24 protein-coding genes are annotated in these 24,447 nt (G+C 44.2%); 8 read left to right on the top strand and 16 right to left on the bottom strand.

The window, feature by feature from the left end; all coding sequences use genetic code 11:
* Positions 1 to 368: 368 nt before the first annotated feature.
* The 5 genes from ACFFGT_RS22780 to ACFFGT_RS22760 all read left to right on the top strand — a co-directional run bounded on the left by ACFFGT_RS22780 (position 369) and on the right by ACFFGT_RS22760 (position 3,413).
* Positions 369 to 1,199: an alpha/beta hydrolase family protein gene (locus tag ACFFGT_RS22780; RefSeq protein WP_377024816.1), complete on the top strand. Its 831-nt coding sequence runs from the start codon at positions 369 to 371 to the stop codon at positions 1,197 to 1,199.
* A 78-nt stretch (positions 1,200 to 1,277) separates the two neighbouring features.
* Positions 1,278 to 2,276, top strand: a complete 999-nt coding sequence (locus tag ACFFGT_RS22775) for an MBL fold metallo-hydrolase (protein WP_377024815.1) — start codon at positions 1,278 to 1,280, stop codon at positions 2,274 to 2,276.
* A gap of 136 nt (positions 2,277 to 2,412) precedes the next feature.
* Entirely contained in the window at positions 2,413 to 3,024 is a 612-nt protein-coding gene (locus ACFFGT_RS22770; protein WP_377024814.1) for an RDD family protein, read from the top strand.
* Between the two features lie 42 nt (positions 3,025 to 3,066).
* Positions 3,067 to 3,258, top strand: a complete 192-nt coding sequence (locus ACFFGT_RS22765) for a DUF2683 family protein (RefSeq protein ID WP_377024813.1) — start codon at positions 3,067 to 3,069, stop codon at positions 3,256 to 3,258.
* The gene (locus tag ACFFGT_RS22760; RefSeq protein ID WP_377024812.1) at positions 3,255 to 3,413 is read left to right on the top strand and encodes a type II toxin-antitoxin system YoeB family toxin; all 159 of its coding nucleotides are present in this window, start codon (positions 3,255 to 3,257) and stop codon (positions 3,411 to 3,413) included. The genes ACFFGT_RS22765 and ACFFGT_RS22760 overlap by 4 nt, the downstream gene beginning before the upstream one ends.
* Here ACFFGT_RS22760 and ACFFGT_RS22755 read toward each other — a convergent pair.
* A complete protein-coding gene (locus ACFFGT_RS22755) occupies positions 3,399 to 3,629 on the bottom strand; it encodes a hypothetical protein (RefSeq protein WP_377024811.1) in 231 nt (76 codons plus the stop codon). The genes ACFFGT_RS22760 and ACFFGT_RS22755 overlap by 15 nt on opposite strands.
* A gap of 29 nt (positions 3,630 to 3,658) precedes the next feature.
* Positions 3,659 to 4,486: a hypothetical protein gene (locus ACFFGT_RS22750; protein ID WP_377024810.1), complete on the bottom strand. Its 828-nt coding sequence runs from the start codon at positions 4,484 to 4,486 to the stop codon at positions 3,659 to 3,661.
* Between the two features lie 145 nt (positions 4,487 to 4,631).
* Between ACFFGT_RS22750 and ispG the strand changes: the two genes are divergently transcribed.
* Positions 4,632 to 6,701, top strand: coding sequence for a (E)-4-hydroxy-3-methylbut-2-enyl-diphosphate synthase (gene ispG / locus ACFFGT_RS22745; RefSeq protein WP_377024809.1), 2,070 nt, complete (start codon positions 4,632 to 4,634; stop codon positions 6,699 to 6,701).
* A 250-nt stretch (positions 6,702 to 6,951) separates the two neighbouring features.
* On the opposite strand, the gene ilvA is transcribed toward ispG, so the two are convergent.
* The 14 genes from ilvA to ACFFGT_RS22675 form a co-directional block, all read right to left on the bottom strand.
* On the bottom strand, positions 6,952 to 8,202 hold the full coding sequence (gene ilvA, locus ACFFGT_RS22740; protein WP_377024808.1) for a threonine ammonia-lyase IlvA: 1,251 nt from the start codon (positions 8,200 to 8,202) through the stop codon (positions 6,952 to 6,954).
* 2 nt (positions 8,203 to 8,204) lie between these two features.
* The gene (locus ACFFGT_RS22735) at positions 8,205 to 9,371 is read right to left on the bottom strand and encodes a 2-isopropylmalate synthase (protein WP_377024807.1); all 1,167 of its coding nucleotides are present in this window, start codon (positions 9,369 to 9,371) and stop codon (positions 8,205 to 8,207) included.
* A gap of 138 nt (positions 9,372 to 9,509) precedes the next feature.
* The gene (locus ACFFGT_RS22730) at positions 9,510 to 10,265 is read right to left on the bottom strand and encodes a class I SAM-dependent methyltransferase (protein WP_377024806.1); all 756 of its coding nucleotides are present in this window, start codon (positions 10,263 to 10,265) and stop codon (positions 9,510 to 9,512) included.
* Between the two features lie 172 nt (positions 10,266 to 10,437).
* A complete protein-coding gene (locus ACFFGT_RS22725) occupies positions 10,438 to 10,848 on the bottom strand; it encodes a hypothetical protein (RefSeq protein ID WP_377024805.1) in 411 nt (136 codons plus the stop codon).
* Positions 10,849 to 10,863: 15 nt separating this feature from the next.
* Positions 10,864 to 11,934, bottom strand: coding sequence for a 3-isopropylmalate dehydrogenase (leuB, locus tag ACFFGT_RS22720; RefSeq protein ID WP_377024820.1), 1,071 nt, complete (start codon positions 11,932 to 11,934; stop codon positions 10,864 to 10,866).
* Between the two features lie 59 nt (positions 11,935 to 11,993).
* Positions 11,994 to 12,800 carry a methyltransferase domain-containing protein gene (locus tag ACFFGT_RS22715; RefSeq protein WP_377024804.1) on the bottom strand — a complete coding sequence of 269 codons (807 nt, stop codon included), beginning with the start codon at positions 12,798 to 12,800 and terminating at the stop codon, positions 11,994 to 11,996.
* Between the two features lie 81 nt (positions 12,801 to 12,881).
* Positions 12,882 to 13,472, bottom strand: coding sequence for a 3-isopropylmalate dehydratase small subunit (gene leuD / locus ACFFGT_RS22710; RefSeq protein WP_377024803.1), 591 nt, complete (start codon positions 13,470 to 13,472; stop codon positions 12,882 to 12,884).
* Positions 13,473 to 13,529: 57 nt separating this feature from the next.
* Positions 13,530 to 13,811 carry an antibiotic biosynthesis monooxygenase family protein gene (locus ACFFGT_RS22705; protein WP_377024802.1) on the bottom strand — a complete coding sequence of 94 codons (282 nt, stop codon included), beginning with the start codon at positions 13,809 to 13,811 and terminating at the stop codon, positions 13,530 to 13,532.
* A 121-nt stretch (positions 13,812 to 13,932) separates the two neighbouring features.
* Entirely contained in the window at positions 13,933 to 15,351 is a 1,419-nt protein-coding gene (gene leuC, locus ACFFGT_RS22700) for a 3-isopropylmalate dehydratase large subunit (RefSeq protein ID WP_377024801.1), read from the bottom strand.
* A gap of 92 nt (positions 15,352 to 15,443) precedes the next feature.
* Positions 15,444 to 16,502: a ketol-acid reductoisomerase gene (gene ilvC / locus ACFFGT_RS22695; protein ID WP_377024800.1), complete on the bottom strand. Its 1,059-nt coding sequence runs from the start codon at positions 16,500 to 16,502 to the stop codon at positions 15,444 to 15,446.
* 217 nt (positions 16,503 to 16,719) lie between these two features.
* On the bottom strand, positions 16,720 to 17,322 hold the full coding sequence (gene ilvN / locus ACFFGT_RS22690) for an acetolactate synthase small subunit (protein WP_377024799.1): 603 nt from the start codon (positions 17,320 to 17,322) through the stop codon (positions 16,720 to 16,722).
* A 42-nt stretch (positions 17,323 to 17,364) separates the two neighbouring features.
* Positions 17,365 to 19,101, bottom strand: a complete 1,737-nt coding sequence (gene ilvB / locus ACFFGT_RS22685; protein WP_377024798.1) for a biosynthetic-type acetolactate synthase large subunit — start codon at positions 19,099 to 19,101, stop codon at positions 17,365 to 17,367.
* A 144-nt stretch (positions 19,102 to 19,245) separates the two neighbouring features.
* The gene (ilvD, locus tag ACFFGT_RS22680; protein ID WP_377024797.1) at positions 19,246 to 20,952 is read right to left on the bottom strand and encodes a dihydroxy-acid dehydratase; all 1,707 of its coding nucleotides are present in this window, start codon (positions 20,950 to 20,952) and stop codon (positions 19,246 to 19,248) included.
* A 343-nt stretch (positions 20,953 to 21,295) separates the two neighbouring features.
* Complete coding sequence (locus ACFFGT_RS22675) at positions 21,296 to 21,541, bottom strand: hypothetical protein (RefSeq protein WP_377024796.1); 246 nt, start codon at positions 21,539 to 21,541, stop codon at positions 21,296 to 21,298.
* 317 nt (positions 21,542 to 21,858) lie between these two features.
* On the opposite strand from ACFFGT_RS22675, the gene ACFFGT_RS22670 reads away from it, so the two are divergent.
* Both ACFFGT_RS22670 and ACFFGT_RS22665 read left to right on the top strand, forming a co-directional pair.
* Positions 21,859 to 22,638, top strand: coding sequence for a Fic family protein (locus ACFFGT_RS22670; RefSeq protein ID WP_377024795.1), 780 nt, complete (start codon positions 21,859 to 21,861; stop codon positions 22,636 to 22,638).
* 165 nt (positions 22,639 to 22,803) lie between these two features.
* A complete protein-coding gene (locus ACFFGT_RS22665; RefSeq protein WP_377024794.1) occupies positions 22,804 to 24,300 on the top strand; it encodes a TlpA family protein disulfide reductase in 1,497 nt (498 codons plus the stop codon).
* Positions 24,301 to 24,447 lie beyond the last annotated feature (147 nt).

Genomic DNA, 24,447 nt, shown 5'->3' with positions numbered 1-24,447 from the left:
CTGAATTCCCTGAACCTGTAATGCGATGCACCTTGATTCTTCAAATATCCCCATTAGGGACACTAATATAACTTTTTTATTTTATGGGTTAACTTAAATCTGCGAGAGACCCTGAGGGGACGGGAATATTACTTTTAATGGGAAGAGGGTGTAGGGAATAGTTTAAAAAAGTATACTAAGAAGCGTCATTGCGAGGTACGAAGCAATCCCCGTCATGCAGGTCAGCCAAGCAAGCTACCCTGTACAGTTTGGGATTGCTTCGTACCTCGCAATGACGCTTCTTTTGTTAAATAATACTGGCCAAGAGAATACCGTTTATCACCAATTAACCGCCCAACATTATCTTCTTTAATGCTAAATTAGCCGCCATGATCAGGAAAGATAATTTCACCCTTCCCGGCGCCAAAGGGCGGCCAATGCTTATTGATGTTACCTATGATGATGTTTTTAAAAACGCGCCGCTGGTAATTTTTGCCCATGGCTTTAAGGGCTTTAAGGATTGGGGTACGCATGATCTTTTAGCCCGGTACTTTGCTGAAAAAGGCTTCCGTTTCCTGAAATTCAATTTTTCGCACAATGGCACAACACCTGCCAACCCGTTAGACTTTGCCGATCTGACCGCTTTTGCCGATAATACCATCTCTATTGAACTGGAAGACCTGGATACCATTATTGATTTTGCCTGCAGCGGGGCAAGCATGCCTGTAGCAAACGGTGTATACCTGATTGGCCATAGCATGGGCGGCGGTGTAAGCATTATCAAAACTGCCGAAGACGCGCGGATCAAAAAGCTGGTAAGCATGGCCTCTATCTCCGGCTTCCGGAACCTTTGGCCTAAGCAGATAGAACAGCAATGGCGCTTACAGAGTGTTTTTTATTTTGAAAATAAGCGTACCGGTCAGCAAATGCCTGTAAAATCAACTCTGCTGGATGATCTGGATAGCCATCCGCTCCGGTTGGATATTTTAATGCAGGCTGCTAAAATAGCCCAGCCATGGCTCATCATTCATGGCGATGCCGATCCCACTGTACCTGTAAGTCATTCGGAGCAATTGCATGAAGCTAATCCTGCGGCCGAATATATAGTACAAAAAGGTGCCGACCATACTTTTGGCGGTGAACATCCTTTTGCCGGGGATGTTTTGCCGGCTTCGCTGATTGAATTTTGTGATACAGCAATATCATTCTTAAGTAAATAAAGGTTTAACGCTTCCAACCATTCGTAACTTTTTTGCGTTACTTATATCATAGTTGATATAAGTACTATAATTGCCATTATGAGTTTACCCGCATCGCGTAAAAAAGGACGAAAATATCAAAATACCATACCCACTGATGAGGCAGGCTTTGGCAAAATGATCCCTATTTTAAGGGAGTACATGAACAACAAGGCCGAAAACACGCCTATAAAAACTTTAGGGCCTTTTAAAACGGGTCCGTTGGTTTACAGTACCCCGCCCGCATCTGGTTTGCGCATTACCTGGATAGGCCATTCCAGCATCCTGATAGAGATTGACGGAAAACGCATCCTTACCGATCCGGTTTGGAGCGACCGGGTTTCGTTTTCACAATCATTTGGTCCGAAGCGGTTTTTTAAACCGCCAATAGCTTTGGATGATCTGCCTCCGCTGGATGCAGTGATCCAGTCGCACGATCATTACGACCATTTGGATAAAGCTACCATCAAGTTCTTTGCTGACAAAAGTATTCCCTTTTTCTGTTCGATGGGGGTAGCCCAGCATTTAACCAACTGGGGCATGGCTGCCAACTTTATTACTGAAATGGATTGGGGCGACAGCGTTTTGATAGGCAATGAAATTGTGCTTACGGCTACACCAGCGCGCCATTTTTCGGGCAGGGGGATCACCGGGAGGAATGAAACACTGTGGTCGTCGTTTGTGATCAAAGGTCCGCAGCATAATATTTACTTTGGGGCTGATTCAGGTTACTCGCCTGAATTTAAGGCTATAGGAGAGGCTTTTGGCCCCTTTGATCTGACCATGCTGGAGATAGGAGCGTACGGAAAGTTCTGGCCGGATATTCACATGGGGCCTGATCATGCTTCAAACGCCCATCTTGATTTGAAAGGAAAGCTGATGATGCCCATTCATTACGGTACTTTTAACCTGGCCCCGCACGCCTGGTATGAGCCTATTGAATGGCTAACCACCATGGCAAAACAAAAACACATCGATTTATTGGTACCCAAACCCGGTGAACCAACTGAAGTAAAAGGCGCTTATAATTCTGATTGGTGGAAGGAATATTTATCTTAGAGGGATAAAATACAAATAAAAATATGTCATTGCGAGCGAAGCGTGGCAACCGCACGAAGGCATAACCGCCCTGTATAGCATGCGATTGCTTCGTCGTTCCTCCTCGCAATGACATGGTTATATAACCAATCATCCCATGCCCCAATCCTACATATTAGTCATCAACGGTAAACCCGAAGGCCCTTTTACCATTCCCGAACTCAAAGCCCGCGGTATCAAACCTGGCGATTTTGTTAAAACCGGTGACATGGTAGATTATAAGGAAGCCCAGGAAATTGCCGAACTAAGGGAGCTGTTTGGCTTTGCCCGACCTAAATTGCTCATGCAATACTATGGTAGTTTTGACCAGCGCTGGCTGGCTTCGGCGTTGGACTGGTTTATACTTTTTGGCGTGTTTGTTTTGCTTGCTGCTATGGTGGTGTTCCTGTTCATTACGGATAAGCAGGCCCGTATTATTACCTCTATCGCTATTGTAGCATTTACCCCCATAGGTAAATTTATTTATCATGTGGTGATGGAAAGCTCGGATAAGCAAGCTACTTACGGTAAGCAAATGCTTAAAATAAGAGTGGTTGATATGGACGGAAACAGGATCAGCCTTGCCAAAGCCATAGGCCGCAATCTGGCCAAAATATTTTCGGTATTGACTTTTTTTATTGGCTACCTGATGGCGTTTTTTAATAAACAGCAGCAGTGCTTACATGATATGATTGCCGGGACGCTGGTGATTAAGGATAGGTTGGTATAGAGAGCAGTTTTGAACATCAATGTTTAATGTTTAAATTTGAATATGGAATCATTAATTGTACATCCACGAAATAAAGAGCAATTAGCTGCTTTGAAGACTTTCATGAAAGCATTTAAAATTTCTTTTGAAGAAGAGAAATCTGATTATGATCCTGAATTTGTAGCTAAAATAAAAGAGAGTAGGGAACAAGTAAAAAGAGGTGAAACACGTGTAGTAAATATCGACGATCTGTGATCATACAATTTACAGCGAAAGCCGACGACGATCTTGATTATTTTAGGAAAAGCGGAAATATTCAAGCCATCAAGAAAATAAAAGAATTGCTTAAAGCTATTAGTGAGGAGCCATATAAAGGCATAGGTCAGCCAGAGCAGTTAAAATTTCTTTAAAAGGTCACTATTAAATCTATTGTTAATATGTTCAAATGAAACATTTGTTACTTTGCTTTTGTCTTCATCATCCAACATCCCATCCATCATTTTTTTATACTCATCGGTTAATTCCAGATCGATGTGATGTTGATGCAGCAAATCCTCGTATTCACTTATCGGAATAATTACAGCGGTCTTTTTGCCTTTTTCATTAGTGATGAACTGAGTTGCCATATTGAAATTTAGTGAATTTATAGTTTATTCTATTTCTGCCTTACCAATTTATATCTCAATTTATCTAATACTAACAGTGTAGAATCCGCATTTGGTTTAATGTCATAAAGCTTGAGCGTATCGGCATCAAACCTAAAAGAATAAGACTTGCGATTTCTGGTGTCATCATCAAACCGGATCTCATCAAGATTATCCATCGCGTCTGAGTTAAGATCAATGTTTATCACATAGTTTTTAAAGCTTTTAAACCCCTTCACTTTTCCGTCGATATTAAATATCACCGTTGCGTTGGCTGTGGTATCCATTATATTGTAAATCCCGGCTATAAGCACTTTATTAACCATACGGTACATTCCATCCGCAATTTGCATCACCTTTTTGGAGTTTGCCCTTATAAACTGAGTGGCTTTTACTTGGTTTTTGTCATCAGGGTAATAAAGGGTAATAGTGGTATCACCATGATCAACGGCAACGCTAAGTTCGCCGGCTCCGATTATTAATGACGACGGTCGTTTTCCTTCTTTAAATGATAATGTAAGGTTGCTTCCGTCATGATTGCCTGAGCCAATGGGGACAATAATACTATTGCCTTTCATGTCTATGGTATTAATACTAAATGTAGTTATATCCAAAGCCTCGTCCACCGCGGCCAATGGTGATTTTGTTTTTGCGATTTTATCAATATAAGCTTTCTTTACCCAGGTGCCCTGTAATAATGGTTTGAATTTTTCAATGAGAATATCTGATTTTTCGACTTTATTGGGTGTCAGGCCGGTATCTGTTGAAGATTGTTTAGTGCTGCTTTTACAAGAAAAAAGGAAGATAAGCACTAATAAAAGCAAAAAGTAGTTTTTCATCGTGAATAGATAAAGGTTATCAGGTACTAAAATATATATATTCATTTGATAACGAGTTAACGTCATAATAATTTATCATTTACGCATGGGCAGGCTAATCAAAAACATATTCATTAAATTTGCATCATATTAATTTCCATCATTGATGAATACTGATGCTGTTAAAGTGCTGCCCGGCCGTTATTGTAATTCGTTAACCGAATACTCACGCTTTATTACCCGCGAGGTTAATATTGGCGATGTGCCTATGGGCGGGAATAATCCAATCCGCATACAAAGCATGACCACTACCGATACCATGGATACCATCGGTACGGTTGAGCAGTCTATCCGCATGGTTGATGCCGGTTGCGAGTATGTGCGCATTACAGCACCAAGCATCAAGGAAGCTCAAAACCTGGCCGAAATTAAAAAGCAGCTTCGCGCCCGTGGTTACACTGTGCCGCTGGTTGCCGATATCCACTTTACCCCAAATGCTGCGGAAGTAGCCGCCCGCATAGTTGAAAAAGTGCGTGTAAACCCCGGGAACTACGCCGATAAAAAGAAATTTGACCAGATTGACTATACCGACCTGGAGTACCAGGGAGAACTGGAACGCATTTTCCAGAAATTTACACCACTGGTAAAAGTTTGTAAAGAGTACGGCACTGCCATGCGTATAGGCACCAACCACGGTTCGCTGAGCGACAGGATCATGAGCCGTTATGGCGATACCCCGCAGGGCATGGTTGAATCTGCCATGGAATTTATGCGGATGTGCGAGCAGCTGAATTTTTATAACCTCGTGATCTCGATGAAATCGAGCAATCCGCAGGTGATGGTGCAGGCTTACCGTTTGCTGGTGGAAACTATGGTTGCCGAGGGTATGAACTACCCGCTGCACCTTGGCGTAACCGAAGCCGGCGATGGCGAAGATGGCCGTATTAAATCGGCCGTAGGCATCGGCACCTTATTGGAGGATGGCCTTGGCGATACCGTACGCGTATCCCTCACCGAAGAACCCGAAGCCGAAGCCCCGGTAGCTATTGAGCTGGTTAAACGTTACACTTTGAGGGAAAAGGCAAAAGGCGAAAGGCAAAAAGCAGAAGCTATTGACGATAAAAACCTTTCACCTTTCACCTTTGACCTTTCACCTTCAAAACATAATCCCTACGAATACAAAAAGCGTCATACTTACGAAGCCAACGCTTTCATAGGTGGCCATATGGTGCCGAGGGTGGTTATCGATCTGTCAAAAAAGAACCTGAAAGACCCGGCTGTTTTGAACGAGGCCGGGTACCTGTACTCGCCATTACTGGATAAATATAACATGGCCGAGCAATCGGTTGATTTTGTTTACCTGGCTGATGAATTGCCTTCATTTACCTTGCCTGGTAATTTAAAGCAACTGTATAATTACAATACCTGGCTTAAACTGGGCGATAAAACAAACTGTCACCCTGTATTTACCTTGCAGGAGTACATTGGTGATGTTGACCGTTCATCCAAACTGAACCTTGTAAAGTTACAACCTGCCGATATAGATTCGGAAGCTTTCAGCTCTATCCAACTGGATAATTCGCTGGTGCTGGTACTTGAAACAGAAGCTTTACATGGCATGGCCGAGCAGCGCTCGTTCTTCTTTAAAATGGAAGAATTAGGGCTTGATGTGCCGGTGATTGTGAAAAGAAGTTACTTGTTTGAGTTGGAAAGTCCGGAAGTTGGAAAGCCCACGGTTGAAGCTGATCGCAAATCTCAAATCTCAGATCTCACATCTAAATTACAACTCTACGCCTCAACAGACCTCGGCGCTTTATTAGTTGATGGTTTTGGTGATGGTATCTGGATAGATGCACCTGAACTGCCTGCAGGGGTTATTACCTCTACCGCCTTTGGTATTTTGCAGGCTACGCGCTCACGGATCTCTAAAACTGAATATATCTCCTGCCCAAGCTGCGGGCGTACCCTGTTCGATCTGATGGTTACCACCCAGATGATCAGGAGCCGTACCAGTCACCTAAAAGGCTTGAAGATCGGCATCATGGGCTGTATCGTAAATGGCCCGGGTGAAATGGCCGATGCCGATTATGGTTATGTGGGTTCTGGTACTGATAAGATTACCCTTTACCGCGGCAAGGAAGCCGTGAAGAAAAATATCAGTTCGGCCAATGCGCTTGATGAGTTGATCAATATCATCAAAGGTGATGGGAATTGGATTGATGTGGTGGTGGAGTAAATCACCCTTTATGTCATTGCGAGGCACGAAGCAATCGCACGGAAGCAAATCCGCTCTGCATAGTTTGTGGTTGCTACGCTCCGCTCGCAATGACGGTAGATTAAGAGCTTTACACCCTAATGGCGCAAGTCTTGTGAAGCTGCCTGCGGGATGGGTGACTTGTGACTGTCAGAAGGCACAAGTCACCCAGTGCTCATTCAGCGCACAAGACTTGCGCCAGAACGGGACGATAGGTTAAAAATCAGTGAGTTTACACCAAATACTCAAATAAAGTCTGGTCCTTATTCAGTTCAATAACATTAAAACGGTGCGCATGCATGCGTTGCAGCAGCGCCGGATAATCCTCGGCATTTTTTAGTTCGATACCTACTAACGCCGGGCCGTTTTCTTTCTCGTTCTTTTTAATGAACTCAAAACGGGTAATATCATCACCAGGGCCTAATACGCTATTCACAAACAACTTCAAAGCGCCCGGGCGCTGCGGGAAACGAACGATGAAGTAATGTTTCAGGCCTTCGTACAGCAGTGATTTTTCTTTGATCTCCTGCATGCGGGCAATATCGTTATTACCGCCGCTGATTACGCATACCACCTTTTTACCTTTGATCTGCTCTTTGCAGGCATCAAGCGCAGCTACTGATAGTGCGCCGGCAGGTTCTACAACAATGGCATCCTCGTTGTACAGTTTTAATATGGTAGTGCAAACTTTACCTTCGGGCACCAGCAGCATATCGTTAAGGATATCTTTGCAAATATCATAAGTTAATGCGCCAACGCGTTTAACGGCAGCACCGTCAACAAAGCGGTCGATCTCATCTAATGTAACCGGTTTGCCATGGTTAATGGCACCCAGCATTGATGGGGCACCTTCAGGCTCCACGCCTATAAGGTAAATATTCGGGTTGTGATTTTTAAGATAAGTTCCGGTGCCTGCTGCCAGGCCGCCGCCGCCGATAGGCATAATTACGGCTTCAATATCGGGCAGGTCCTGCAATATCTCAACACCAACCGTTCCCTGGCCTTCAATAACGCGGTAGTTGTCGAAAGGGGGGATAAAAGTCATTTTGTTTTTTTCGGTATAGATGAGCGCTTCGGCCAGGCAATCATCAAAAGTATCGCCGGTAAGCACAATCTCTACATTGCCGTTACCAAACATGGCGGTTTGTTTTACCTTTTGTTTGGGGGTTATTTCGGGCATAAAAATTACACCTTTAATATCTTTTCGGTTGCATGAAAAAGCTACACCCTGTGCATGGTTGCCCGCACTTGCGCAAACCACACCGCGGCTCAGCTCATCATCATTTAACTGACTGATCATGTTGTATGCACCGCGCAATTTGTATGAACGCACGATCTGCAGGTCTTCGCGTTTTAAATAAACCTCGCACTCGTATTTGGCCGAAAGACCGGCGTTATATTCAAGCGGTGTACGTTTCACAACGTCTTTTAACCGCTCGTATGCCGCTTCAAAATTAAGCTGGCTTTTTGTATCCGTTTCCATTTTTAGTTCTTTACCAGCCTGTGGGCCATTAAGCCGTGCAGGTCCTGGTCGTTTATATCAAGCTTGGCATCTGCAAGCGTTAAAAATTTGTTGTATACTGCGGCCAGTTCTTCCTTATCTAAACTAAAGCCTAAACGTTCCAGATGGAACTTCAGAGCATGCCTGCCGCTGCGCGCGGTTAGCACTATTGTGGCGCTCGGAAAGCCTACATCTTCAGGACGAATGATCTCATAGTTTTCGCGCATCTTCAAAAAGCCGTCCTGGTGAATGCCTGAGCTATGGGCAAAAGCGTTTGCACCTACAATGGCTTTGTTGGGCTGTACCGGCATCCGCATTTGCGTGCGGATCATCTGGCTTAGCTCATAGAACCTTTTGGAATCTATTTTGGTATGTAAGCCCAAAACCTGGTGCGTTTTCAGGATCATCACCACTTCTTCGATAGAGGTATTACCTGCACGCTCGCCGATACCGTTAATGGTACCTTCAATTTGGCGGGCACCGTTCTGTAAACCGGCTATGGAGTTGGCTGTAGCCAAACCAAGGTCGTTATGGCAATGAACAGAGATAATGGCCTTATCAATATTTTTAACGTTCTCTTTCAGGAATTTGATCTTGCTGCCGTACTGATCGGGCAGGCAATAGCCGTTGGTATCCGGAATATTTACCACGGTAGCACCGGCGGCAATCACGGCCTCAACCATCTGCGCCAGGTAAACCACATCGGCCCTGCCAGCATCTTCGGCATAAAACTCAATATCTTCAACCGATTTTTTGGCATATTTAACAGCTTCAACAGCGCGCTCCAGAATTTCTTCGCGAGTACTGTTGAATTTATGTTTGATGTGCATATCAGACGAACCGATACCCGTATGGATGCGCGGACGTTTAGCATATTGCAGCGATGCTACAGCTGCATCAATATCACCTTTGTTGGCACGGGTAAGCGCGCAAACGGTTGGCTCTTTTACAGCCTTTGAAATTTCAACAACGCTCTGAAAATCGCCCGGACTTGAAACCGGGAAACCTGCTTCAATGATATCCACGCCCAGCAGTTCCAGTTCTTTAGCTATCTCAATCTTTTCGGGGGTTGTTAACTGGCAACCCGGTACCTGCTCGCCATCGCGGAGCGTAGTATCAAAAACATAAACGCGGTTGGGATCGTGTAACATATCTTATTTTTTGATTTGAGATGTCAGATAGGAGATTTGAGGCTCTTATCTGACATCAGTTATATTATTTTTATTTTTTACAAGCGAATATTCAAGTTAGAGAAAAAAATCCCATATCTCAAATCTCACGTCTCCTATCTATTTTTTAATGGCAACAAATCTTAGCCTTTTATAATCGGCATACCATTGGCCGTTTTCGTTGTAAAAAGGTTCCAATTTTTTGGTGATTTCGGCCAGGATCTGTTCTTTCTCATCCTCGGGGATACCTTCTAAAAACTGCGCACCAAACATGGTGATCCATTTGGCTACACCCTGGTCGCCGTCTTGCAGCGGTGTTTTACGATCATAATGAATCATGTAGGTAACCCGGAAACCATGTTCTTCCAGTTTGGTAGCATATTCACCAACCGAAGGGAAATACCATACTTTGGTATCGGCCTTTTCATTATAACCATGATTATGCAGCACCAGTTTGGTTGCCTCAATCAAACGTTCAACATTGTCTTTGCCGCCCATTTCGGCAACAAACCTGCCGCCTTGTTTAAGACTGTTGGCTACGCTGTGAATAGCGCCGTTGGCGTCAAGTACCCAATGAAGGGCTGCGTTTGAAAACACGGCATCATACTTTTCTTCGGTGTGAAAATCAGCCGCATTCTCTACCGCGAAATCAACGTCGGGGTAAAGCTGTTTTGCCTGGGCTATCATTTCGGGCGAGTAATCGGTACCTTTTACAATGGCGCCTTTATCCTGTATTTGTTTAGTTAAATGGCCTGTGCCGCAACCCAGGTCAAGGATGCGTTCACCGGGTTTCGCATCCAGAAACTCAAGCACGTCTTCTCCGTATTTAAATACGAAAGCATGCTTTTGGTCGTATAAATCAGCGTTCCATTTCATTGTTTTCTATGATTACACCGATGATTTTTTGATTACACCGATTTTATTTTTGGGGATTTCACCGATTGATTGATGATTTCACCGATTTCTTTTTTTAGTTCCCTCCCTTGGGAGGGGTGCGGTAGACTGTGTTGCGGCAGGGAGGGGTTTCTACTACATGCTTGCTTTAAGCTTATCGAACCCCTTCCTTCTCCTTCCCCAGGGAAGGAATCGCACTTTCCTGCGCTTTTGTTTTTTTTAAATGAACCAACACATATATTATCGCACACAATACAAACAAACCATTAACCCATATCACCTTGCCAATGGCATCTGCCGAGGCAATAGTTACAATAACAACTACCAGGCTTAAGGCCATCACCACCGCCAGCATCAGTCTGCTGTTTGAACGGGTGATAGCGTAAACCCCTGCTATCTGCGCCGCTATTGCTACCAACAACACCAGGTTTTCAAGTTTTTCGTTATCGTCCATGCTCATTGCCATCAGCACTTCGATAAAGGCAAATGTCCCTCCTCCGTTATTGGCTCCGTAGCCGCAGAAGAGGAACAATATCATCATGAAGATGCTGAATTTCGTCATCATGATAATGGCTGTCTACTATAAATATTCAAGCACCTTTTGCCCCATGGCCGTAGTGCCTAAAATTTTGGCTTTGTCGGTATTGGTATCGGCGATGTCGCCGGTGCGATAACCGTCTTTAAGCGTTTTATCAATAGCATCTGTTATCTTTTTAGCTTCTTCTTTAAGACCGAAACTTATCTCAAGCATCAGGGCTACAGATAGGATAGAGGCCAGCGGATTTGCTTTATCCTGACCGGCAATATCATGTGCCGAACCGTGGATAGGCTCAAAAAATCCTGTACCATCACCAACCGAAGCCGAGGCCAACATCCCCATTGAACCTGCAATTTGCGATGCTTCGTCGGTAAGGATATCACCAAAAAGATTGGCGGTTAATACCACATCAAACTTTTTAGGGTTTTTAACCAGCTGCATGGCTGCATTGTCAATAAACATGTGCTCGGTTTCAACCTCAGGGTATTGTTTGGCAATTTCCTGTACAACCTCGCGCCATAACCTTGAAGCCTCCAATACGTTTGCTTTATCAACAGAACATAGCCTTTTACCGCGAACCATTGCCGCTTCGTATGCTTTTATGGCGATGCGTTCTACCTCGTAACGTGAGTAGATCATCAGATCAGACGCGGTATTGCGGTCTTCGCTGCGTTTTTTCTCGCCGAAATAAACATCACCTGTCAGTTCGCGGAAGAAAAGGATATCAGTACCTTTCAATATCTCAGGCTTAAGGCTTGATGCATCCAAAAGCTCATCAAACAACATAATAGGGCGCAGGTTGGCATACAAACCAAGCTCTTTACGGATCTTTAATAATCCCTGCTCCGGACGAACTTTTGCCGACGGATCATTATCATATTTAATGTGACCGATGGCGCCAAACAGGATAGCATCGCTTGCTTTAGCTTTAGCCAGTGTTTCATCGGGCAGTGGGTTGCCGGTTGCCTCGATGCCTGCATGGCCCATCAGGGCTTTATCAAACGTAAATTCATGGCCGTAATCCTGACCAATTTTTTCTAAAACTGCTTTACCCCAGGTGGTAACCTCGGGACCTATCCCGTCGCCGGGTATTACTAAAATGTGTTTTTTAATTCCCATGCCCCCAAACCCCCTAAAGGGGGATTTTTATTTTATGGTTAATAATTCAGGACTTATGCCTGTTTAGTTCCTCTTACTTCTTTTAGTTTCATCACCATTTGCTCGGCATCGTTTTCTACCCAGTGGGTATACTCGTCAATGGCCAGCAAGCGCGATTCATCGTCAATATAGCCTTCTTCAACTATTTGCTTTAATTGGGCTACTTTTGCCCAGATACCGGCTTTGTGTATGAAATTTGCTTCGCCTTTTTGGTAAACCTCATCAGCATCAAATGTTTCGATATCAGTAAAACCTGCTTCCTGCAAATACTCTGGCAGGTCTTCGGCAATGTGATTGTTCATACCTGCATCACCACGCCACCTTAAAAAGGTAGCATAAAAACGCTGCATACTTGGCGGCGGTTGCGGCTGCCATTGCAAAGCTTCGTGGTTATAATCCAAAATGGATACTGTACCACCCGGTTTTAACAGCGAATACATTTTTTTCAAAGCCTCGATAGGGTTATTAAGCCATTGTAATACCCTTGCCGATACAATCAGATCGTACTTTTCTTCCGGTTCAAAACTGAACAGATCAATATAGATCAACTCCATATTTTTAACCGAAGCGTAAGTTTCCTTACCGCTTTGTATAAAATACTCGGTATTATCAATGCCCGTAACATGACCGATTTCACCAACCAATGCAGCAATATCTTTAGAGATAGCGCCTGTACCACAACCAACATCCAGCACCTTCAGACCTGGTTTGAGCAAAGGGGCGAGGGTTGCATAATCATTCGCTAAACTCCGTTCGTCGAATAATTTGGCAGTACCTTCACCTTCTCTCTGGATTACTTTATTGGTTGTTGACTGGTTCATTAGTTCATTTGTTCAATGGTTCATTGGTCTGTTCGGGTTTTTGACCTTTCGCCTTTAACCTTTCAGCTTTTACCTTTTTAACTACCTCGCTAACTCAAATTCCGCTATTTCGTCCTTTTTGCTCAGGATATAGTCGATATCATCGTAGCCATTGGTCATGCAGGCTTTTTTGTAGGGATTAACCTCAAAGCTTTCCTGTTCGCCGGTTGCCACAATTTTGATGAACTGGTCAACCAGGTCAATCTCTACTACAGCATGTTCATCTGCATAAACAGCATCGAAGATCTTCTTTAAAAAATCTTCGCTTACCTGTACCGGAAGCAAACCGTTGTTAAGCGCGTTGCCTTTAAAAATATCGGCAAAAAAGCTGCTTACCACGGCATCAAAGCCATAGTCGGCAATGGCCCAGGCGGCATGCTCACGGCTACTGCCGCAGCCGAAATTTTTACCGGCAACCAGGATCTTACCGCTATAGTTTGGGTTGTTAAGCACAAAATCCTGTTTAGGATTATCGTCGCCATCAAAACGCCAATCGCGGAATAAGTTATTACCAAAACCATCGCGGGTAGTGGCTTTCAAAAACCTTGCAGGGATAATTTGATCCGTATCGATGTTTTCGATAGGCAAAGGCACCACGCTGGTTTGAATGTGTTTAAATATTTTGGTTGCCATAATATTGTCTTTTCGTCATTGCGAGGTACGAAGCAATGACGCGTTAATATTTAGTCTCTATTCATAATGTTCAACAGTGGGGAAGGGATCATAAAAATGATGTAATAACCCTTTCCACTCCTGGTATTCTTTTGATCCTCTGAAGCCTTCTGTATGGTCGGTAAGTTCTTCCCACTCAACCAATAAAATAAACTGGCTTGTATTTTCTACACATCTTTTAAGTTGATGTGAGATATAGCCTGCCATTTTTGCTATGATATCCCGGGCTTTTGAAAATGCTTCGATAAAGGCATCTTCTTTGCCGGGAATTACATTAAGTATGGCTACTTCGAGTATCATTTTATCTTCTTTTCGTCATTGCGAGGTACGAAGCAATCCCCGGTTAGCAGATCCGCCCTGTAAAGTTTGGGATTGCTTCGTGCCTCGCAATGACGTGGTGGGTGTTGTTTCGTTCTTCTTATTAACCTACCAATTCCTCTTCCTTCAAAAATTCCCTGATATCCGTAACCACCCCCGTAATTGCACTTGCGGCTGCGGTAAGCGGGCTGGCAAGGAAAGTACGGCTGTTAGGGCCTTGTCTTCCTTCAAAGTTGCGGTTTGAGGTTGATACGCAGTATTTACCTGCAGGGATCTTGTCTTCGTTCATACCAAGGCATGCGCTGCAGCCCGGTTCTCTTAGCGGGAAGCCTGCGGCATCAAATATTTTGTCCAGTCCTTCGGCAATGGCTTGTTGCTGTACTTGTTTTGAGCCTGGAACTACCCATACGGTAACATTATCCGCTTTGTGTTTGCCTTTTACAAACTCTGCTACCTGGCGCAGGTCTTCAATGCGCGAGTTGGTGCAGCTGCCGATGAAGACATAATCAATTGGTTTGCCCAAAAGTGTTTCATCATCATGCAGGCCCATATAGTCAAGGGCTTTTTTGTATGATCCCTGTTCTTTGGCTTCAAATGAAGCAGTTTCAGGAACGTGTTGTGTAACACCGATGCCCATACCAGGATTGGTTCCGTAGGTGATCATCGGTTCAATATCTTCGGCTTTAAAGGATAATACTTCATCAAAAGCTGCATCAGCATCAGAGTATAAAGTTTTCCAGTAAGCTACGGCCTTATCCCAGTCTTCGCCTTTAGGGGCAAATTGGCGGCCTTTTACGTATTCAATAGTTGTTTCGTCGGGCGCTATCAGTCCGCAGCGGGCACCCATTTCGATGCTCATATTGCAGATGGTCATGCGGCCCTCCATACTCAGTGAGCGGATGGTATCGCCGGCGTATTCAACAGCATAACCGGTACCACCGGCTGCCGAGATCTGCGAAATGATGTAAAGGATGATATCCTTTGCGCCAACGCCTTTTTGCAATTTACCGTTTACCTCAATCTTCATCCTTTTAGGGCGCGATTGCAGTAAACATTGGGTAGCCAGTACCTGCTCAACCTGCGATGTACCTATACCAAAGGCAATAGCACCAAAAGCGCCGTGGGTTGAAGTATGGCTGTCCCCACAAACATAAGTACCACCCGGACGGGTGATGCCCAATTCGGGGCCTATAACGTGAACGATACCCTGGTAGGGATGGCCCAGGCCGTAAAGCTCAATGCCGAATGCTGCACAGTTTTTGGTGAGCATATCAACCTGGTAGCGTGAAAGTTCTTCTTTAATGGGGAGGTGCTGATCAATGGTTGGAACGTTGTGATCGGCAGTGGCCACTGTTTGTTTTGGCCTGAAAACGGGTAGCCCTCTTGTACGCAAACCATCAAATGCCTGCGGACTTGTTACCTCGTGAATGAAATGTGTATCGATGTATAAAATATCCGGAAAGCCCTCATTGCTACTGACGACGTGCGCATCCCAGATTTTATCAAATAATGTTTGTCCCATGGTATTATTTTCTTTTAAGAATAGCGATGGGTGTTTAAACCCATCGCTAATTATATTCCCGTAATTGTTCCCCCTTTAGGGGGGTAGGGGGCTTACGCTTCTACAACCTGGTTTTCAGGGCGTAGGCTGCGTACGGTTTTGCCTGCCTGCCATAATTCGCTTTCGCGTAATTCTTTCAGTTCGGCATCCAGTTTTTCGCGGTAATCCGGCTGGCTGTTTGAATCGATAGAACGTTGTGATTCAACACCGGTTGCAACGCTGTTATAAAGTTCGGCAAATACCGGTTTAGTAGCGTCACGGAATTTTTTCCACCAGTCAAGCGCACCGCGTTGAGCAGTAGTTGAACAGTTGGCGTACATCCAGTCCATACCGTTTTCAGCAACAAGCGGCATTAATGATTGGGTAAGCTCTTCAACAGTTTCGTTAAATGCTTCAGATGGAGAGTGACCATTGCTGCGCAATACTTCGTACTGAGCGGCAAAAATACCCTGGATACAACCCATCAAAGTACCACGCTCGCCGGTTAAATCGCTGTAAACTTCTTTTTTGAAGTTAGTTTCAAACAGGTAACCGCTGCCTACAGCAATACCCAAAGCGATAACACGCTCAAAAGCTTTGCCTGTAGCATCCTGGAAAATAGCATAGCTTGAGTTTAAGCCACGGCCTTGCAGGAACATACGGCGCAATGAAGTACCTGAACCTTTAGGGGCAACCAAAAATACGTCAACATCAGCAGGAGGGATGATACCTGTTTGTTCGTTGAAAGTGATACCAAAGCCGTGTGAAAAATAAAGGGCTTTGCCTGGAGTTAAATGTTTTTGAACAGTTGGCCATAAAGCAATCTGCGCTGCATCGCTCAATAAGTAGCAAATTACAGTTCCCCTTTGCAGGGCTTCTTCAATTTCAAAAAGTGTTTCGCCGGGTACAAAGCCATCGCTGATAGCTTTATCCCATGTTTTGGTGCCTTTACGCTGACCAACAATTACGTTGATACCATTGTCCTTTTGGTTCAATGCCTGACCCGGACCTTGTACGCCATAGCCAATTACCGCTACAACTTCGTCTTTTAATACTTCCTGAGCTTTTGATAAAGGGAACTCTTCGCGGGTTACTACGTTTTCTTCAGTACCGCCGAAATTTAGTTTTGCCATTGTTTTTATTGTTTGATTTTTGGTGATCTCGTTGATTTTATTGATTTCACCGATTTTATTTTATAAGTAATTTAAGTTTTTGTTTTTTGTTAATCCCGTCATTGCGAGGTACGAAGCAATCCCCGATTTGCAGATCCGCTCTGTATAGTTTGGGATTGCTTCGTACCTCGCAATGACGTTTTTTTAGCTTTCGGCTTTCAGCCTTAAGCTTTAGGCTCTACATCGTAAACACCTTTTGCCCCTGGTTCAGATATTCATTTTCAATCACATCTTCACCTGGTTCAAGCCTTTCAAATTCGCGGAGCTTGCGGTTAAAGCCGTCGCTGTCTTTGATGATGGCAACACGGGCACTTCGTACAAACTCAATCAGGCCGTAAGGCTGTAAAATGTTGATGAGGTTGTCTGTTTCTTCGCGGTGACCGGTGGTTTCAAATACGGTGTAGTCCTTACGGATCACTACCGCGCGGGCACCGTTTTCGCGCAATAAACGTTCAACGCTCACGCGTTCGGCAATTACATCGGTTGATACCTTATATAACGCCATTTCCTGCCAAACAACATCTTCGTTGGTATGATAATATACTTTTAGCACTTCTACCTGCTTCTCTATCTGGCGTGTAAGTTTACGCACCACATCTTCCGACTCGTTAATCACGATATTGAAGCGGTGAATACTGTCAATCTCCGACGGAGAGGTATTCAGGCTGTCGATATTGATTTTACGGCGTGTAAATATAATAGCTATCCGGCTTAATAAACCAATTTGGTTTTCAGTATAAACCGTGATGTTAAATTCCTGTTTTTCTTCTGGTTCGCTCATGACTTTGTCTTTTTATTCCCCCTTTAGGGGGGTAGGGGGCTTCTACTTTAACCTGATCTCGCTTACACTACATCCTTGTGGTACCATCGGGAACACGTTGTTCTCTTTGGTAACCATTACTTCTAAAAGGAATGATCCCGGTGTGCTCAGCATTTCGTTCAATGCCGGGATCAAATCGGCACGGTCATCAACCAGTTTGCCGGGGATGCGGTATGCAGCAGCTAATGCCACAAAATCGGGGCTTTGAATATCAACAAACGAGTAACGGCGCGAATTGAACAGCTCCTGCCATTGTCTTACCATGCCCAGGAAACGGTTGTTAAGGATGATGATCTTTACATCAACATCACTTTGCATAATGGTACCCAGCTCCTGGCAGGTCATCTGGAAACCGCCATCGCCAATAATAGCTACTACAGTGCGGTTTGGCGCACCAAATTTGGCACCGATGGCAGCCGGAAGGGCAAAGCCCATAGTACCTAAGCCACCGCTGGTAACGTTGCTGCGGGTGTTATTGAACTGCGCATAACGGCAGGCTACCATCTGGTGCTGGCCTACGTCGGTCACAATAACTGCCTCGCCTTTGGTGATCTCGTTAAGTTGTTTGATCACCTCGCCCATGGTCATTTCTGCCGTGGTTGGGTTAAGCTCGTTATGAATAACTGCTTCAACTTCCTGTTTGGTGTAGTCGTTAAATTTGGCAAGCCATTCAGGGTATTCTTTCTTTTCGATAGCTTTGGTTAATAACGGAAGTGTTTCCTTGCAATCGCCCCAAACCGGTACGGTTGATTTTACATTTTTGTCGATCTCGGCCGGGTCAATATCTAAATGGATAACCTTAGCCTGTTTAGCATATTTATCCAGGCGACCGGTTACACGGTCGTCAAAACGCATACCTATAGCAATCAGTACATCGCAATCGTTAGTTAAAACGTTAGGGCCGTAGTTGCCGTGCATGCCCAGCATACCAACATTTTGTGGATGATCTGTTGGGATAGCACCTGCACCAAGGATGGTCCATGCAGCAGGGATGCCGCTTTTTTCAACAAAAGCTTTAAACTCCTGCTCGGCACCGCCTAAAATAATGCCCTGGCCAAACAAAATGAAAGGTTTTTTAGCACTGTTGATCAAAGCTGCAGCTTCATCAATGTACTGTGTACGTACAATTGGTTTTGGCCTGTAGCTGCGGATATGGTCGCAAGGTTTATAGCCTGCAAAGTCAAATAACTGGATCTGCGCGTTTTTGGTAATGTCGATCAAAACCGGGCCGGGCCTGCCGCTACGGGCAATGTAAAATGCCTTGGCAATAACCTCGGGAATTTCGGTAGCATCAGTTACCTGGTAGTTCCATTTAGTAACCGGCGTAGTAATGTTGATCACATCGGTTTCCTGGAAGGCGTCGGTACCTAAAAGGTGCGCGAATACCTGACCGGTGATACAAACCAGCGGCGTGCTGTCAATCTGGGCGTCGGCCAAACCTGTTACAAGGTTAGTAGCGCCGGGGCCGCTGGTAGCAAATACCACACCCACTTTACCCGATGTACGCGCATAACCCTGGCCGGCGTGAATGCCGCCTTGTTCATGGCGCACCAGTATGTGGTTCAGTTTATCATTGTAATCAAACAAAGCATCGTAAATGGGCATGATGGCGCCGCCCGGGTAACCAAAAATGGTATCGGTACCTTCGGTTATCAATGCTTCCAATAATGCTACCGATCCTGAAACCTTTACGGTTTCGGTGGTGGCGGGTGCGGTTAGTGTATCTTGTGCAACTTCCATACCTGTATTTTTTTATATTTATAACACTTTTAAGGGTGTTAAATTGATTTTATTCTATTTCTCTCTAATTTGCTAAAATGAACGCGTTAAGCCTGTGTTCACTTTATTCATGGCTTTTTTAGTAAGCCATTTTGTTCATTGCTGTTATTCGTCGGTAACGCAGCCTTCGGCAGCGGTAGTTACGTTTTTAGCGTAACGGTATAACACACCCTTGGTAACCTTCAGCGCCGGTTTTTGCCATGCGGCACGGCGTGCGGCTATTTCCTCGTCCGACAGCACTACTTTTATGGTATTGGCAACAGCGTCAATCTCAATTACGTCTTCGTCTTTAACCATCGCTATCAACCCGCCGTCAAAAGCCTCGGGTGTGATGTGACCGACGACGAAGCCATGCGTACCGCCGCTAAAGCGTCCATCAGTAATTAATGCTACTGAACTGCCCAAACCTGCACCAAATATGGCCGAGGTTGGTTTCAGCATCTCCGGCATACCCGGTGCGCCTTTAGGGCCTACATTGCGGATCACCACAACATCACCTTTTTGAACACGACCGCTCTGGATACCGTGGATCAGTTCAAACTCGCCGTCAAACACGCGGGCAGGGCCGGTGAAACGTTCGCCTTCTTTACCGCTGATCTTGGCAACGCTGCCGCCTTCGGCAAGGTTTCCATACAGGATCTGTAAGTGACCTGTAGCTTTGATCGGGTTTTCGACAGGTTTGATGATCTTTTGGGTATCAAATTCCAGTGCCGGTACATCAGCCAGGTTTTCGGCAATGGTTTTGCCTGTAACTGTAAGGCAGCTGCCATCCATCCAGCCTTGCTCCAAACAGTATTTTATTACAGCCGGAACACCGCCAATGTTGTGCAGGTCTTCCATCATGTATTTACCGCTTGGCTTCATATCGGCCAGTACCGGGATGCGGTTACTTACCGCCTGGAAATCATCCTGAGTTAATTTAACATCAACGCTTTTGGCCATTGCAATAAGGTGCAATACCGCGTTGGTTGAACCACCCAATACCATGATTACCACAATGGCATTTTCAAATGCCGCGCGGGTCATGATGTCCGACGGTTTAATATCTTTCTCTAACAGTACCTTGATGGCTTTACCGGCCGCAAGGCATTCTGCTTTTTTATCTTCGCTTAATGCAGGGTTTGATGACGAGTATGGCAAGCTCATACCCAATGCCTCGATAGCGGCAGCCATAGTATTAGCTGTGTAGATACCGCCACAGGCACCCGCGCTTGGACAGGCATTTTTAATTACACCCATAAAGTCAACGTCATCAATCTGGCCGGCAATCTTTTTGCCCAAAGCCTCAAATGCCGATACGATGTTCAGGTCTTCACCTTTCCAGTGACCGGGTTTGATAGTACCACCATAAACCATGATCGATGGGCGGTTTAAACGGCCCATAGCCATGATAGAGCCCGGCATGTTTTTATCACAGCCCGGCAGGGTGATCAAGCCATCGTAATACTGAGCGCCGGTAACGGCCTCAATAGAGTCGGCAATGATATCGCGGCTCACTAAAGAGTAGCGCATGCCTTCGGTACCATTGCTCATACCATCACTTACGCCAATGGTATGGAAAATCAGGCCTACCATATCCTCATCCCAGATACCTTGTTTAACCAGCTTGGCCAGGTCATTGAGGTGCATGTTGCAAGTGTTACCATCGTAACCCATGCTGGCCACGCCGACCTGTGCTTTGCGCATATCGTCGTCGGTTAAGCCAATCCCGTAAAGCATGGCCTGAGCGGCCGGCTGTGTTGGATCCTGGGTGAAGGTTTTGCTATACTTGTTCAATTCTATAGCCGCCGTAGTATCTGATGATGAACTCATTTTTATTTGGATGATAGAAGTTTTATTAATTATTTGTGTTAGTGATACTGGTTTACTTGGTATCCGAAATCAATATATGTAAGGTAGCCATAGGATTAGGCAATAACAATAGGTGCCACTGATTTTTTGAAATAAGTATTTTATTTTAATTATTTTATTTATTCAGAATTTAATTCTGTTACTATCGATTATAAAGATACAAAATTTTTAATGAAATATACCAAAGTTCAAAACGGTATTCGGTATGTTTTTTATGCATGCATAGTAAGTTGCCGATTTTCTGCCTGAAATGGGGGGAGGGGTGGTTGGAGTTGGTGGTTGAAGCCGCTTAAGATGTTTTACTTTAACCCTGATTTTGGCGTCCGGTTCTGATGATTTGATTGGCCTCCTGGCGTGTGTAAGATTTTGTTTGACGACTTAGGTGCATCCCACGTTCTTTATCCAGTATGGCTAATTGTTCTTCGTTAAGGATAATAGCATTCTCATCCTTGATCTCTCTTTTCAAAAGCGTGTAAATAGCTTTGATTTTACTATCATCAGCATCTGCTAAATAAATCATCAATTTTTGTCGGATGGTTAATGTTGCCATGGTTTAGTGGAGAAAATAGCTTATTTGTAAAAGTACTCAAAAGGAATAACTGCATATCAAGGGACTGATACATTAGTTGGAATTAAACAGGAGGCACCTACGGAGCCAAAGTTTCATCCGATTTCTTTCTACAAACATGGTACTCCTACGGAGTTTGAAAAATGCGCGTGCCCAAACTCCGTAGGAGTACCATGTTTATAGCAACATAGACGGATGTTTTTAGGCTCCGTAGGTGCCTCCTGCCGTCGAGTGTACTCAAACGCGAACTCGTGAGCGTGAATGCCGCTTCCCCATTTCTTTTGCTAAATTTACAATTAATGAAGGATCTCGCCTTTGAAATATTGCCCGTTGATCTGCTGGATAAATATCTTAGCCAGGTGCCTCAAACTATCCTTCAAAGTTTTGAGCAATTAAAGGATAATGAGCTGTCTGCAGGTACCTTCAGTTTCTACACATCTGTATCAGCTGTATTCTCCTCCAAAATCGAGGGTGAAAGCATCGAGCTTGACTCGTTTATGAAGCACAAAATGCTTGGCGTTAAATTTTTGCCCGATTATACCCAAAAGACAGATGATCTTTATGAGGCCTACCAGTTTGCCCAACGAACCACATTGAGTTACGCTTCAGTACAGGAAACGCATAAATTACTCATCAAACATATCCTGCAAAAAGAACGCAAGAGTCGGTTACGTACCGCCAATATGGCTGTAATAACACCCGATGCCGAAATTGAATATGTAGCCTGCTCTCCTGATTTAGTACGGCAAAAGCTTGATATGCTTTTTAATGATATCAACCTGGCATTAAAAGCAAAGCTAACCGCCCAGGAAGTTTTCTTTTGTGCTGCCATGGTTCATTTGGTATTTGTAAAGATCCACCCATTTGAAGATGGCAATGGTCGTACCGCATGCCTGCTCGAAAAATGGTTCATAGCCGAAAAGCTTGGTCCTAAAGCCTGGTTTATGCAATCAGAAAAATATTACTACGATCACCATCAAGCCTATTACCATAATATCAGGTTGCCCGGCCTGGAATATGAGTTGTTGGATTATTCAAATGCCCTGCCTTTTTTGCTGATGTTGCCCCAATCTTTTTAAGTGCAGGTTTAAGCGTCCACGCTTGAACGTTAATAAGTGGGAGCGTCCACGCTCCTGTAGAATGATAAGCATGAATACCATCTGTGGTATTAAAAACAGGATACCGATTTATTCAAATAGTTTTATTTCTATATATTTGATATAATCTAAATCTTATCCACCAAAATGAAAAACCTGCTATTTGTGCCCCTGTTGCTTTTAACAGCAATCCTGAATGCCCAAACAAAAAGGAAACCTGTTAAAACAGTTGCCGAAAATAAACCGATAGCCTCCTCTGTTCTCAAAGCCACTGCTGTAATTAAAGGAAACGTCAAAAACTTTACCGATAAATACTGGGAGATGGCCATAACCGGCGATCTGACCAATTACTCCATAACAATACCCGTTGATAAGGACGGCAACTTTAACAAAACCATTAGTATTGACGGAGAAACAGAAGATCTCTATTTATATCTTAACAATGATGCTATCACCATCTGCGCTCAAAAGAATGATACCTTAATCGTTAATTGGGATAGCAAGGATTTCAAAAATACTTTCAAAGTTTCATCACCGAAACCACGGATCAATGAACGATTGCAAACCATGATGGCGGTTTATAATCTCTGCCGTAAAGAAATGATGGATTTGAGTGAATCTCTTTATAGCGACAAGGCAACCGACTCCGCAAAATTTGAAAAAATAAACAAGCTTTATAATAAGGAGATGATGGTGGCAGGGGTAAATCCCGATTACCCGGAAAGCGAGAAGTTAATTACTGATGTTTATTATAAGTATGTTGGCTTGCTAAATGCCCACCGTTTATTACTTAAGTACGATTTGCACGTTACCGATACTAACACTATAGGAAAAAGACTCAACCTGCAATTCCCTCCGGGAGCCTACCATATGGAATCGGAGTTTGCCTATAAGAACAGTAGCGAGTACAAAAACTTTCTTTTTAATTATATCCGCTTTAATAAAGGATTGAATGCTACCAGGATAGAAGGATCGGACTGGGGCAATAAAATGGCACCTTTTGCACCTGCATGGGATGAGTATTACCTGGGTATGGCCAATTTTCGTTTAATTGAACTGCGCGACTGGTTTGTGACCAAAGCAATAGAGATGGATTTTGGCTCATATGCATTTGAAGATGCCGAGAGTATTTATAAGGATTTTATAACAAAGGTTAAAACGCCGAGGTACGCAGATAGCCTTAAGCAATTTTATGCGGCTATACAGCAGTTAAAACCCGGTAACCCTGCACCTGAATTTAGTTTGAAGAATGATAAAGGGGAGATGGTGTCCTTAAAAAGCCTGCGCGGAAAAGTAGTGTATATCGATTTTTGGGGAGTAGGTTGCGGGCCCTGCATCTACGAGATAAAAAACACTACCGCCGCTTTACACGAGCGGTATAAAGATAAGAATGTAGTATTCCTGAATATCTGCGTTGATTCGGACGAGAAAACCTGGAAAAGCAATTTAACGTCATTGAATGTAAGTGGTGTCAACCTCATTGCCGAAGGCTGGTCAAGAAACCCGGTATGCCAGAAATATAATGTAACAGGTATCCCTCATTATGTTACCATAGGTACTGATGGCAAAATAGTGAACAACAATAGTGCAAGACCGTCGTTCGGCGATACGCTTACAGATGAACTGGATAAAGCTTTGAAATAATGTTTTGTTAAACGTCATTATTCATTGTAAGGTATGAAGCAATCCCAAACAGTACAGGGTAGTTTTTGCATGGGCCGCTCTGCTAAACGGTGATTGCTTCATACTTTACAACAATGACGATTAGGTCTGTTTGCAGAAATCAGACAC

It is taken from the genome of Mucilaginibacter angelicae (assembly GCF_042434235.1).
Lineage (GTDB): Bacteria > Bacteroidota > Bacteroidia > Sphingobacteriales > Sphingobacteriaceae > Mucilaginibacter > Mucilaginibacter angelicae.
The sequence above is the reverse complement of the archived record's forward strand: the minus strand, read 5'-3'. Positions and strand labels throughout refer to the sequence as shown.

Coding starts and splice junctions, on each gene's coding strand:
- ACFFGT_RS22780 (WP_377024816.1), top strand. CDS start 369: ATGATCAGGAAAGATAATTTCACCCTTCCCGGCGCCAAAGGGCGGCCA.
- ACFFGT_RS22775 (WP_377024815.1), top strand. CDS start 1,278: ATGAGTTTACCCGCATCGCGTAAAAAAGGACGAAAATATCAAAATACC.
- ACFFGT_RS22770 (WP_377024814.1), top strand. CDS start 2,413: ATGCCCCAATCCTACATATTAGTCATCAACGGTAAACCCGAAGGCCCT.
- ACFFGT_RS22765 (WP_377024813.1), top strand. CDS start 3,067: ATGGAATCATTAATTGTACATCCACGAAATAAAGAGCAATTAGCTGCT.
- ACFFGT_RS22755 (WP_377024811.1), bottom strand. CDS start 3,629: ATGGCAACTCAGTTCATCACTAATGAAAAAGGCAAAAAGACCGCTGTA.
- ACFFGT_RS22750 (WP_377024810.1), bottom strand. CDS start 4,486: ATGAAAAACTACTTTTTGCTTTTATTAGTGCTTATCTTCCTTTTTTCT.
- ispG (WP_377024809.1), top strand. CDS start 4,632: ATGAATACTGATGCTGTTAAAGTGCTGCCCGGCCGTTATTGTAATTCG.
- ilvA (WP_377024808.1), bottom strand. CDS start 8,202: ATGGAAACGGATACAAAAAGCCAGCTTAATTTTGAAGCGGCATACGAG.
- ACFFGT_RS22735 (WP_377024807.1), bottom strand. CDS start 9,371: ATGTTACACGATCCCAACCGCGTTTATGTTTTTGATACTACGCTCCGC.
- ACFFGT_RS22730 (WP_377024806.1), bottom strand. CDS start 10,265: ATGAAATGGAACGCTGATTTATACGACCAAAAGCATGCTTTCGTATTT.
- ACFFGT_RS22725 (WP_377024805.1), bottom strand. CDS start 10,848: ATGATGACGAAATTCAGCATCTTCATGATGATATTGTTCCTCTTCTGC.
- ACFFGT_RS22715 (WP_377024804.1), bottom strand. CDS start 12,800: ATGAACCAGTCAACAACCAATAAAGTAATCCAGAGAGAAGGTGAAGGT.
- leuD (WP_377024803.1), bottom strand. CDS start 13,472: ATGGCAACCAAAATATTTAAACACATTCAAACCAGCGTGGTGCCTTTG.
- ACFFGT_RS22705 (WP_377024802.1), bottom strand. CDS start 13,811: ATGATACTCGAAGTAGCCATACTTAATGTAATTCCCGGCAAAGAAGAT.
- leuC (WP_377024801.1), bottom strand. CDS start 15,351: ATGGGACAAACATTATTTGATAAAATCTGGGATGCGCACGTCGTCAGT.
- ilvC (WP_377024800.1), bottom strand. CDS start 16,502: ATGGCAAAACTAAATTTCGGCGGTACTGAAGAAAACGTAGTAACCCGC.
- ilvN (WP_377024799.1), bottom strand. CDS start 17,322: ATGAGCGAACCAGAAGAAAAACAGGAATTTAACATCACGGTTTATACT.
- ilvB (WP_377024798.1), bottom strand. CDS start 19,101: ATGGAAGTTGCACAAGATACACTAACCGCACCCGCCACCACCGAAACC.
- ilvD (WP_377024797.1), bottom strand. CDS start 20,952: ATGAGTTCATCATCAGATACTACGGCGGCTATAGAATTGAACAAGTAT.
- ACFFGT_RS22675 (WP_377024796.1), bottom strand. CDS start 21,541: ATGGCAACATTAACCATCCGACAAAAATTGATGATTTATTTAGCAGAT.
- ACFFGT_RS22670 (WP_377024795.1), top strand. CDS start 21,859: ATGAAGGATCTCGCCTTTGAAATATTGCCCGTTGATCTGCTGGATAAA.
- ACFFGT_RS22665 (WP_377024794.1), top strand. CDS start 22,804: ATGAAAAACCTGCTATTTGTGCCCCTGTTGCTTTTAACAGCAATCCTG.